Below are 11,152 nucleotides of genomic sequence, written 5' to 3'. Positions count from 1 at the left end.
GCTGGTCATCCCACCTGGTAGCGCTGGTGCAGGCGCGCCATCACCTGCAGGATCCAGGGCCAGAACACCGCGCTCACCAGCACCGGCATCCAGCGCAGCCCGGCGCCCTGGGTATAGCCCAGCATGCCGTCCACCCAGAACAGCGCGAGGCCGTTCAGGACCAGGATCGCCGCCACCACCACGCACTGCTGCCACCATGGATAAACGCGCACCTGCAGGTGCAGCCAGAGCGCGGCCCAGGCCACCAGCACCAGCGCCAGCGCATGCTCGCCGAGCAGCGTGCCTGAGAGCGCATCCACCAGCAGGCCCGCCATGAACGCGGTGATCACGCCCACTCGTTCCGGCAGCCACAGGCACCAGTAGATGGTGACCATCGGCACCCAGAGAGGACGGAACATCTCGGCCCAGTCGGGCAGCGGCCACACCGTGAGCACCAGGGCCGCGAGGTAGCTCGCGGCGATGAACCAAAGGCCGCGGGGCGAGGAGAACTCCCTCACGCTCCCCTCCGTCCGGGCTTGGGCGGCGTCTTCGCCGCAGGCGCCGGCTTAGGCGGTAGTTCTGACGGCGGCGGCTGTTGCGAGGGCCAGTACAGCAGCACCTCGTGGCCGTGGCTCAGGTCCGCCGCTGTGCGGGCCGTGACGTCCGCGAAGGGCTCGGCCGGGATGCGCTCGAAGTGGCTGATGACGCCGACCGGGTAGCCTGGCGGGTAGCGCCCGCCCAGTCCCGAGCTCACCACCAGGTCGCCTTCCTTCACGTCGGCGCTGTTGGTGATGAAGGGGAGCGTGAGCTGGGTGAGGTCGGCGCTGCCCCGGGCGAGCGTGCGCAGGCCGGTGCGGTTCACCTCCACCTGGATCGCCTGGCCGGGATCGCTGACGAGCGTCACCTCCGAGGCCAGGGGATCGGCGCGCGTCACCTGGCCGACGATGCCGTAGGCGTCGAGCACCGTCTGGCCCTCGAACACGCCGTCATGGGTGCCCTTGTCTATCACCACCCGGTGGCGGAAGGGGTCAAGCGCCGCGGACAGGACCACCGCCACGCTGATGCGTCCGCTCACGCGTGTGGTGGCCTGCATCAGGCTGCGCAGGCGCTCGTTATCCTGCTGCAACGCGGCGAACCGCTGCAGCGCCACGCTGGCCTGGGTGAGCTGGCTCTTGAGCGCGGCGTTCTCGTTGACGAGCGCGGTGTGCGTGGCGAGTTTCTCGCCGGCCCAGCGCAGCAGCGAGTTGGGCGCATCCACGATCACCTGCACCGGCCAGACGAGGGTGGAGAGCGCGGCATGCATCTGCTTGAGGCGCCCGGTCTGGTGGTCGTAGGCCATCAGCACGATGGCGGCCACGATGCAGAACAGGGTGCGTAGCGCGCTGGCGGGGCGGCTGGAGAAGAGCTGGGGTGCGCGCTGGCGGCGGAAGACGGCCACCTCAGCGCGCTCCCGGGAGCGGCTGGTGGCAGAGGGCGTTCAGCGGGCAGGGGATGGGCACCGGGACCTCAGGAACCGCCGCATATATTGGTATGCGCTAGTTTGCGGCCCGGGGGGCTTGCCCGCAACAGGGGCGGGCATCCGGAGCGGGGTTTATTCGACGGCGAAGGTCTCGGCGCCGTGCTCGTCGATGAGCTCCAGCACCTTGCCGCCGCCGCGGGCCACGCAGGTCAGCGGATCGTCCGCGATCAGGACCGGCAGGCCGGTCTCCTCACGCAGCAGGCGGTCGATGTCGCGCAGCAGGGCGCCGCCGCCGGTGAGCACGATGCCGTTGGTGGCCACGTCCGAGCCCAGTTCCGGCGGGGTCTGCTCCAGGGCGTGCTTGACCGCCCCGACGATGCCGGCCAGCGGCTCCTGCAGCGCCTCCAGCACCTCGTTGCTGTTCAGGGTGAAGCTGCGCGGCACGCCCTCGGAGAGGTTGCGGCCCTTGATGTCCATCTCCAGCAGTTCCTTGCCCGGATAGGCGCAGCCGATCTCGTGCTTGACGCGCTCGGCGGTCGCCTCGCCGATCAGGATGCCGTAGTTGCGGCGGATGTAGTTGATGATGGCCTCGTCGAAGCGGTCGCCGCCGATGCGGGCGGAGGCGGCGTAGACGATGCCGTTCAGGGAGATCACGGCGACCTCGGAGGTGCCGCCGCCGATGTCCAGCACCATGGAACCCTTCGCATCATGCACCGGCAGGCCGGCGCCGATGGCGGCGGCCATGGGCTCCTCGATGAGGTGGACCTTGCGCGCGCCGGCGGCCTGCGCGGATTCCTTGATGGCACGGCGCTCCACCTGGGTCGCGCCGTAGGGCACGCACACCAGCACGCGCGGGGTGGGGCGGAAGTAGCGGTTGCCGTGCGCCTTCTTGATGAAGTGCTTCAACATCTGTTCGGTGACGGTGAAGTCGGCGATCACGCCGTCCTTCATCGGGCGGATCGCCACGATGTTGCCGGGCGTGCGGCCGAGCATGCGCTTGGCGTCCGCACCGTAGGCTTCGATGACCTTGTTGCCGCGGCCCGGCTCCTCACGGATCGCCACCACCGAGGGCTCGCTCAGGATGATGCCCTTGCCACGCATGTAGATGAGCGTGTTGGCCGTGCCTAAGTCGATGGACAGGTCGGTGGAGAAGAATCCGCGCAGGCTCTTGAACATGATTTTTCTTCGGGGATTTCCGGGCAGGTCAGGCGCGTTACTTTAGCAACTGGGGGGCTCCGGCGGCAAGCAGCTTTGTGCGATAATTCACTGTTTCCGCAAGTTTTTCCCCGGAGCGCCCATGTCCCTGACCCCGGACGACGTGAAGGCCATCGCCCGTCTCGCGCGGCTCGCCATAGCCGAGCAGGACATCCCGGCCTACGCCAAGAACCTGTCCAGCATCCTGGAGTTCGTGGCCCAGCTCGAGAAGGCCGATACCGCCTCGGTCCAGCCCATGGCCCACCCCCTGGTCGGCCTGACCCAACCCATGCGGGAGGATGCCGCCGTCGCCCAGGTGGACCGGGACCGTTACCAGCAGAACGCCCCCCAGGTGGAGGCCGGGCTGTACCTCGTCCCGAAAGTCGTCGAATGAGCCCTTCCAAAAGCTACTGCGCTCGGCATGGCGTCGTTGCGCTTCGGCTCGCAATCCTCACGTACACCAAGAGTACGCTCCGGTTGCTCGCCTCGCGCGCTTAGTCCTGCCTTCGCTCGTAACGCTTTTGGGAAGGGCTCATGAACATTATGTGAATTTTGGGTAGATCAAAAAATGGCTATTCACAAAAAATCATTGGCTGAACTGGCGCGCGACCTCAAGGCCAAGAAGGTCTCGAGCGAAGAGCTGACTCGCGCGTTCCTGGAGCGCATCGAGCGCTTCAACCCCAAGCTCAACGCCTTCATCAGCGTGCTCAAGGACTCGGCCCTGGCCGAGGCGCGCGCCTCCGACAAGCGCATCGCCGCGGGCCAGGGTGGCCCGCTGGAAGGCCTGCCCATCGTGCACAAGGACATCTTCTGCACCGAGGGGGTGCGCACCACCTGCGGCTCGAAGATGCTGGATAACTTCGTCTCGCCCTACGACGCGACCGTGGTGGAGCGGCTCAAGAAGGCCGGCACGGTGCTGCTAGGCAAGGCCAACATGGACGAGTTCGCCATGGGCTCCTCCAACGAGACCAGCTTCTACGGTCCGGTGAAGAATCCCTGGGATGAGACGCGCGTGCCCGGCGGCTCCTCCGGCGGCTCCGCAGCCATCGTGGCGGCGCGCCTCGCGCCGGCTGCCACCGCCACCGACACCGGCGGGTCCATCCGCCAGCCGGCGGCGCTCGTCGGCGCCACCGGCATCAAGCCCACCTACGGACGCGTGTCGCGCTACGGCATCGTGGCCTTCGCCTCGAGCCTGGACCAGGCCGGCATCATCACCTACTCGGCGGAAGACGCCGCCATGATCATGCGGGTGATGGCGGGCCATGACGAGCGCGACTCCACCAGCGTCGACAAGCCGGTGCCGGACTACGTGGCCGGACTCGGAGAGTCCGTGAAGGGCCTGCGCATCGGCGTGCCCAAGGAGTTCTTCGACAAGGGCTTGGATGCCAAGGTCGCGGCGGCGGTACAGGACGCCATCGGCGTGTACAAGAAGCTCGGCGCCACGGTGCAGGAAGCGAGCCTGCCGAACTTCTGGCTCTCGGTGCCCACCTATTACGTCGTGGCGCCGGCGGAATGCTCCTCGAACCTGGCTCGCTTCGACGGCGTGCGCTATGGCCACCGCTGCACCGATCCGATGGACCTCACCGACCTCTACATGCGCAGCCGCGGCGAGGGCTTCGGTGCCGAGGTGAAGCGCCGCATCATGACCGGCACCTACGTGCTCTCAGCCGGCTACTACGACGCCTACTACCTCAAGGCCCAGAAGACCCGCAGCCTGATCCGCCAGGATTTCCTGGAAGCCTTCAAGCAGGTGGACGTGATCATGGGGCCGACCGCTCCTGGCACCGCCTTCAAGCTCGGCGAGAAGACCGATGACCCGATCACCATGTACCTGAACGACATCTACGCCAACGGCGTGAACCTGGCGGGCCTGCCTGGCCTGTCCATCCCCGCCGGCTTCGTGGACGGCCTGCCCGTCGGCCTGCAGATCATCGGCAACTACTTCGACGAGGGCCGCATGCTCGCGGCCGCGCACCAGTACCAGCGGGAGACCGACTGGCACCTGCGTCTGCCTAAGAATTACGAGAACTGAACATGGAATGGGAAACAGTAATCGGCCTTGAGGTCCACACCCAGCTGCTCACTAAGAGCAAGCTGTTCTCCGCCGCTTCCACCGAGTTCGGCGCGCTGCCCAACAGCCAGGCCAACCTCGTGGACCTCGCCTACCCTGGTGTGCTGCCGGTGCTGAACAAGGAGGCGGTACGCATGGCGGTCAAGCTCGGCCTCGCCATCGGCGCCACCGTGGCCGAGCATTCGGTGTTCGCCCGCAAGAACTACTTCTACCCGGACCTGCCCAAGGGCTACCAGATCAGCCAGTACGAGCTGCCGGTGGTGGCGAAGGGCCACCTCGACATCGAGCTGGATGACGGCACGGTGAAGCGCATCGGCATCACCCGCGCGCACCTGGAGGAGGACGCCGGCAAGTCCCTGCACGAGGGCTTCGGCGCCGCCACCGCGGTGGACCTGAACCGCGCCGGTACGCCGCTCCTCGAGATCGTCTCGGAACCGGATCTGCGTTCCGCCAGGGAGGCGGTGGCCTACCTCAAGAAGCTGCACAGCCTGGTGCGCTACCTCGAGATCTGCGACGGCAACATGCAGGAAGGCTCGTTCCGCTGCGATGCCAACGTCTCGGTGCGCCCGAAGGGCTCGCCCAAGTTCGGCACCCGTGCCGAGCTCAAGAACATCAATTCCTTCCGCTTCGTGGAGAAGGCGATCCTGCACGAGGTGCAGCGCCAGATCGAGGTGATCGAGGGCGGCGGCAAGGTGGTGCAGGAGACCCGCCTGTACGACTCGGACCGGGACGAGACCCGCTCCATGCGCGCCAAGGAAGAGGCGAACGACTACCGGTATTTCCCCGACCCGGACCTGTTGCCGCTCGATATCCCGCCCGCGTTCATCGCCGAGGTGAGGGGCACGCTGCCGGAGCTGCCGGACGCCAAGAAGCAGCGCTTCATGGGGTCCTACGGCCTCTCCGCCTACGACGCGGGCCTGCTCACCGCCAGCCGCGAGCTCGCGGCCTACTACGAGGACGTGGTGAAGGCGAACGGCGAGGGCAAGCTCGCCGCCAACTGGGTGATGGGCGAGTTCTCCGCCGCCCTCAACAAGGATGGCAAGGAGATCGCGGACAGCCCGGTGAGCGCCGCCATGCTGGCGGGGATGCTGAAGCGCATCCACGACAACACCATCTCCGGCAAGATCGCCAAGGAGGTGTTCGAGGCGATGTGGGCCGGCGAGGGCGACGCGGATGCGATCATCGCCAAGAAGGGCCTGAAGCAGATCACCGACAGCGGCGCCATCGAGAAGGTCATCGACGAGGTGATGGCCGCGAATCCGGGCCAGCTCGCCGAGTACCGTTCCGGCAAGGACAAGCTGTTCGCCTTCTTCGTCGGCCAGGTCATGAAGGCCACCAAGGGCAAGGGCAATCCGGCCCAGGTCAACGAGCTACTGTTGAAGAAACTCAAGGGCTGAGACCGAGCAAGAGACGGCCTCTTGAACGAGGCCGCCCCTGCCCATACATCGGGATGTTCCCCGCTTCCCGAGACTACGGATGGACATGAGCGAGCACGACACCCTGAGACGCTTCATCTTCGAGACGCTGCCGGTGCAGGGCCGGCACGTGCACCTGGATGCGAGCTGGCGCGCGGCGCTGGAGCGCCAGGACTATCCCGCGCCGGTGCGCGGCCTGCTGGGCGAGGCCATGGCCGCCGCGGTGCTGCTCTCCGCCACCCTCAAGTTCGACGGCAACATCACCCTGCAGATCCAGGGCGCGGGTCCGGTGCACCTCCTCGTGGTGCAGTGCACCAGTGACCTCAACCTGCGCGGCCTCGCCCGCTGGGGCGGTGAGCTCGCCTCCTTGAGTTTCCGAGAGCTGGTGGGGGACGGGCGCCTGGTGATGACCATCGAGCAACGGGGCAAGGCCGAGCGCTACCAGAGCATCGTGCCCCTGGAGGGGACCTCCCTCTCCAGTTCCCTGGAGAGCTACTTCGCGCGCTCCGAGCAGCTCGCCACGCGCCTGTGGCTGACCGCCGGCGACGGCAGCGCCTCGGGCCTGCTGCTGCAGATGATGCCGGACCGCCAGGGCGAGTCCGATGCCTGGCAGCACGTCACAGTTTTGAGCGACACCCTCAAGCAAGATGAGCTGGAAGGGCTGTCGGCCCAGGAGATACTGCACCGCCTCTACAACGAGGATGACGTGCGCCTGTTCGAGGGCGCGCCGGTGGCGTTCCGCTGCCAGTGCTCCCGCGGGCGCATCGAGGACACCCTGCGGGGCCTCGGCCACGACGAGGTGCTGTCCATCCTCAAGGAGCAGGGCAGCGTGGATGTGGATTGCGAATTCTGCGGGCGGCGCTACAGTTTCGACGTGGTGGACGTGGAGTCCCTGTTCAGCGGCCCCTTCCATCCACCGGGCGGCAGCGCGAAACACTGACAAGAAAAGTACCAGGAGACGGCCATGAGAAGCGTCCACGCGGGTCTGGTTCTGATGCTCCTCTCGCTCGCGGCACTGTACGCGCCGCCGGCCGCCGCACTGGATCCCAGCCTCGACTGGCGCACCCTCGAGAGCCAGCGCTTCATCCTGGTCTACCACACCGGCGAGGAGAAGCTGGCAGCCCACATGCTAGACGTGGCGGAGCAGACCGCCACGCTCCTGGATCCCCGGTTCGGCTGGCAGCCGCGCGAGCGGGTGCAGCTCGTGCTCACCGACCATGTGGACCTGCCGAACGGCCTCACCACCTCGTTCCCCCGCGACCACGTGGAACTCTATGTGACGCCGCCTGACGACCTCGATTCCCTCGAGGATTTCGACGACTGGTTCCGGCTGCTCATCACCCACGAATACACCCACGTGCTGCAGCTCGACAAGGCTGAGGGCGCACCTGCGTTCATGCGCCACCACATCTTCGGCCGCAACGAGCTGCTGTTCCCCGGCGCGTTCCAGCCACTGATGCTGCTGGAGGGCCTGGCGGTATACGACGAGACCGATGCCGCGGCCGGTGTCGGGCGCGGGCAGAGCAGCCTCTACTCCATGTACATGCGCGCCGAGGTGCAGCAGGGTGTGCGTCCCTGGTCCCAGGTGACCATGGCTGGCGTCACCGAGTGGCCGGGCGGCACGCTGCCCTATCTCTACGGCGTGGACTTCTACCAGTTCCTGGATCAGGCCTACGGCAAGCAATCCATCCCGGCATTGGTGGAGAACTACAGCGATCACCTCATCCCGTTCCGGGTCGGCAGCAACTTCGAGGAGACGCTTAACGACGATGACGTGCCGGACGTGTGGCCGAAGTTCAGCCGTTACCTCGAGGAGCGCTACGGCGCGCCGCCGTACCCGAAAGGCGCGCCGCTAGTGGAGGGGGAGCGCCTCACCGAGCATGGCTTCGGTACCGCCTCGCCACGGGCGGCAGACGACGGCCGCGTGTTCTACGTGCGGGACGACTGGCACCGCCAGCCTGCCATCATGGTGTGGACGCCGGGGCAGGGTAGCCGCGAGCTGGCGGATACCTTCGCGCCGGCACGGCTCGACTGGAGCGCGAAAGCGGGCCTCCTGGTGGCGCGTCCCGAGTTCTGCCACGAGTACTACGTGAACTTCGACCTCTACCGCGTGGACCCGGACTCCGGCGACGTGAAGCGCCTCACCCGCTGCGGCCGCTACCACTACGGCGCCTGGGCGCCGGATGGAGCGCGCATCGCCGCGGTCCACGTGGAACTCGGGAAGAGCAGCCTGGTGCTGCTGGACGCACAGGGCCAAAACCCCGAGACGGTATGGACCGGCGAAGCTGGCGAGATCCTGGGAGGCATCGACTGGTCGCCGGACGGCGAGCATCTGGCGGCGGCGGTCTGGCGTCCGGGCCGGCGCTGGGACCTGGAGGAGTTCTCCTTCGCCACGCATCAGTGGCAGGTGCTGGCGGAAGGCGTGGGCAACGCGGCCGATCCGCGCTACACGCCGGACGGCAGCGCGGTGCTGTTCACCTCCGATGCGGACGGCGTCTACAACCTGCGCCGCGTGCAGCGTGCCGGCGGCGCCATCGCCACGCTGACGCGCGTGGACACCGGCGCCTTCGAGCCCAGCATGGGCAAGGACGGGGAGATCTACTACCTGGGCTACACCGCTGCAGGCTACGACCTCTACCGCCTGCCGGCGGACAATGCCTTCGCCGCGCCGCTCGCGCCGGAGCCGCGCCACTATGCGGCGCTGCCGGCGGCACCCCACGTGGAGGCGGAACAGGGTGATTACTCGCCGTGGTCCAGCCTGCTGCCGGCCTACTGGATGCCGGAGCTGACCGTCGGCCCGGACATGACGACGGTCGGCGCCCTCACCAGCGGCCAGGACGCCCTGGGCGTGCACTTCTACGCGGCGGACCTCAACTACGAGGTGCAGCACGGCTCCCCCGGCGGCAGCTTCCTATATGCCTATGCCGACCGGCTGCAGTTCCTGGCGGCGCGGCTCTACAGCGTGGACACCTCCGACAACAACAGCACCCTGGTGCGCATCCGCCGCCAGGACCGGCTGCAGGCCCTGTGGCAGAAACCCTGGCCGAGCCTGGAGCGTGACATCACCTTCAGCGTCGGCGCCGCCAGCGACTCCGAGGAGGACCGCTACGACCTCGGCGCGCCGCTGCTGCCGGCGCGCGACTCCGCCGCGGGCGTGGCCCTGCGCTGGAACAGCACCAAGAACTGGCCCATCTCCATCAGCCCCGATGACGGTCGCGACGTGACTTTTGTGGCCGAGAGCAGCGATGTCTTCCCCAGCGATTTCACCGGCCGCGCTTACCGCCTGGACTGGAACGAGTTCATCCGCGCGGGAGACGAGGCGGTGGTGACGCTGCGTTACCTCGAAGGCTACGGGACCGAGGGCATCCAGCCCTTCAACCTGGGCGGCACCCTCGACCCCGGCTTCGGAACGCCCGCGGCGCAACTGCTGTTCGACCGGCGCGACTTCGCGTTCCCCGGCTACCCCACCGACCTCGGCGGGCTCACCGGGCGGCGCATGCGGCTCGCCAGCGTCGGCCTGCGCATCCCCATCATGCGCCCCGAGGCGGGCCTGCGCCTGCCGCCGGTGGGCGTGCACGATTTCTCGCTGCGGGTGTACTTCGACGCCGGAGGCACCTGGAACCAGGGCAGCCGTCCCCTGCGCTATTCGCGCAGCGCCGGTACCGAGTGGGTCTCGGACCTCAGCATCTTCTACATCCTGAACGTGCGGCTGGTGGTGGGCGCGGCCCACGGCTTCGATGCGGGCGGCGAGAACCAGCTCTACGGGACCCTCGAAGTTCCGTTCTAGACGCTGTCCCGGTAGACAGCGAAGCTCCCGAGGTAGCGCGCCGCCACCGCGCCGTCCTGGCGCACTTCCGCGGCGAGCTCGATGCGCGACTTGCCGCGACGCGCCAGGAGCTGCCGGAACTTCTCCAGTGCCGCCGCGTCCGGCGGCGGGCAGAGCGCGTCCAGCGTGCCGTTCACAGGCTTGAGGTAGCTGACCTTGGCCTCGTTCACCACGATGTGCAGCGGCATCTCCCCCCGCAGCGACAACCACAGGTAACCCCAGCAGGCGAGCGTCATGAGGCTCGCCAGGCTGCCGCCGAAGGCGGTGCGCTCGTGGTTGATGTTGGGGGCGAGCGGGGCGGTGAGGCGCAGCCCCCCAGCATCGAAACCCGCGACTTTCACCTGCATCTGCGCCACCAGCGGGATATGCGCATGCATGTAGCGCTCGAGCTCGGCTGCTTCGTTCATCGGCGGCTGCAGACCGGGCATGCGGGGTCGCGCTTCAGGATGGCGTGGCGGATCCCGGCGTCCAGGGCGTCGTAGCGCAGCAGCCGGCCCGTGAGCGGCCGGCCCACGCCGGCGAGGAGCTTCACCGCTTCCACCGCCATCAGGCTGCCAATGATGCCGGTGAGGGGGGCGAGCACGCCGTTCTGCCGGCAGTTCTCAAGCTCCTCGCCGCCTTCCGGGTACAGGCAGGCGTAGCAGGGACTGGCGGGATCGCGCGGGTCGAACACCGTGATCTGGCCCTCGTAGCGGATCGCCGCCCCCGACACCAGCGGCTTGCCGGCCCTGAAGCAGGCGGCGTTCACCGCGAAGCGGGTGCCGAAGTTGTCGCTGCCGTCCAGCACCAGGTCCGCCCGGCTGGCCGCCCCGGCCAGCGCCGTCTCGTCCAGCCGGCCTTCCAGCATCTCGATGCGGCAGCCGGGATGGCTGTCCGAGAGGGCGGCGGCGGCGGCGTGGGTCTTGGGATGGCCGACGTCGGATTCCTTATAGAGGATCTGGCGCTGCAGGTTGCTCAAGTCCACCTTGTCGAAGTCGTTGAGCAGCAGCCGGCCGACACCCGCCGCCGCGAGGTAGAGCGCGGCGGGGGAACCCAGCCCCCCCAGGCCCACCAGCAGCACGCTCGCGTCCGCGAGCTTCTGCTGCGCCGGCGCGCCGAACTCCGGCAGCGCCAGGTGGCGGCTGTAGCGCAGCTTCCAGTCGGCATCGTCCATGGGCGGATTGTACCGCGCGCGGCCGGCCGGCTATTGAACGGCCCGTGCCGAACCC

General features: G+C 68.0%; 10 protein-coding genes. 5 read left to right on the top strand and 5 right to left on the bottom strand.

Features of this window, described 5'->3' with window-relative positions; translation table 11 throughout:
• Positions 1–5 precede the first annotated feature (5 nt).
• The 3 genes from mreD to VF651_11310 form a co-directional block, all read right to left on the bottom strand.
• A complete protein-coding gene (gene mreD / locus VF651_11320) occupies positions 6–497 on the bottom strand; it encodes a rod shape-determining protein MreD (protein ID HEX7966289.1) in 492 nt (163 codons plus the stop codon).
• The gene (gene mreC, locus VF651_11315) at positions 494–1,417 is read right to left on the bottom strand and encodes a rod shape-determining protein MreC (GenBank protein HEX7966288.1); all 924 of its coding nucleotides are present in this window, start codon (positions 1,415–1,417) and stop codon (positions 494–496) included. The genes mreD and mreC overlap by 4 nt, the downstream gene beginning before the upstream one ends.
• A 153-nt stretch (positions 1,418–1,570) precedes the next feature.
• A complete protein-coding gene (locus VF651_11310) occupies positions 1,571–2,614 on the bottom strand; it encodes a rod shape-determining protein (GenBank protein ID HEX7966287.1) in 1,044 nt (347 codons plus the stop codon).
• A gap of 121 nt (positions 2,615–2,735) precedes the next feature.
• Between VF651_11310 and gatC the strand changes: the two genes are divergently transcribed.
• From gatC to VF651_11285, 5 genes are all read left to right on the top strand, one after another.
• The gene (gene gatC, locus VF651_11305; GenBank protein HEX7966286.1) at positions 2,736–3,026 is read left to right on the top strand and encodes an Asp-tRNA(Asn)/Glu-tRNA(Gln) amidotransferase subunit GatC; all 291 of its coding nucleotides are present in this window, start codon (positions 2,736–2,738) and stop codon (positions 3,024–3,026) included.
• A 180-nt stretch (positions 3,027–3,206) separates the two neighbouring features.
• A complete protein-coding gene (gatA, locus tag VF651_11300; protein ID HEX7966285.1) occupies positions 3,207–4,664 on the top strand; it encodes an Asp-tRNA(Asn)/Glu-tRNA(Gln) amidotransferase subunit GatA in 1,458 nt (485 codons plus the stop codon).
• Between the two features lie 2 nt (positions 4,665–4,666).
• Entirely contained in the window at positions 4,667–6,100 is a 1,434-nt protein-coding gene (gatB, locus tag VF651_11295; GenBank protein HEX7966284.1) for an Asp-tRNA(Asn)/Glu-tRNA(Gln) amidotransferase subunit GatB, read from the top strand.
• 85 nt (positions 6,101–6,185) lie between these two features.
• Complete coding sequence (hslO, locus tag VF651_11290; protein ID HEX7966283.1) at positions 6,186–7,058, top strand: Hsp33 family molecular chaperone HslO; 873 nt, start codon at positions 6,186–6,188, stop codon at positions 7,056–7,058.
• A gap of 24 nt (positions 7,059–7,082) precedes the next feature.
• Positions 7,083–9,905 carry a hypothetical protein gene (locus VF651_11285; protein ID HEX7966282.1) on the top strand — a complete coding sequence of 941 codons (2,823 nt, stop codon included), beginning with the start codon at positions 7,083–7,085 and terminating at the stop codon, positions 9,903–9,905.
• Here VF651_11285 and VF651_11280 read toward each other — a convergent pair.
• Positions 9,902–10,351, bottom strand: a complete 450-nt coding sequence (locus VF651_11280) for a YiiD C-terminal domain-containing protein (GenBank protein HEX7966281.1) — start codon at positions 10,349–10,351, stop codon at positions 9,902–9,904. The genes VF651_11285 and VF651_11280 overlap by 4 nt on opposite strands.
• Positions 10,348–11,097 carry a molybdopterin-synthase adenylyltransferase MoeB gene (gene moeB, locus VF651_11275; protein HEX7966280.1) on the bottom strand — a complete coding sequence of 250 codons (750 nt, stop codon included), beginning with the start codon at positions 11,095–11,097 and terminating at the stop codon, positions 10,348–10,350. The genes VF651_11280 and moeB overlap by 4 nt, the downstream gene beginning before the upstream one ends.
• Between the last annotated feature and the right edge of the window lie 55 nt (positions 11,098–11,152).

It is taken from the genome of Gammaproteobacteria bacterium, from assembly GCA_036383255.1.
Lineage (GTDB): Bacteria > Pseudomonadota > Gammaproteobacteria > Natronospirales > REEB76 > DASUBN01.
This window is presented reverse-complemented; position numbering and strand designations above follow the sequence as displayed.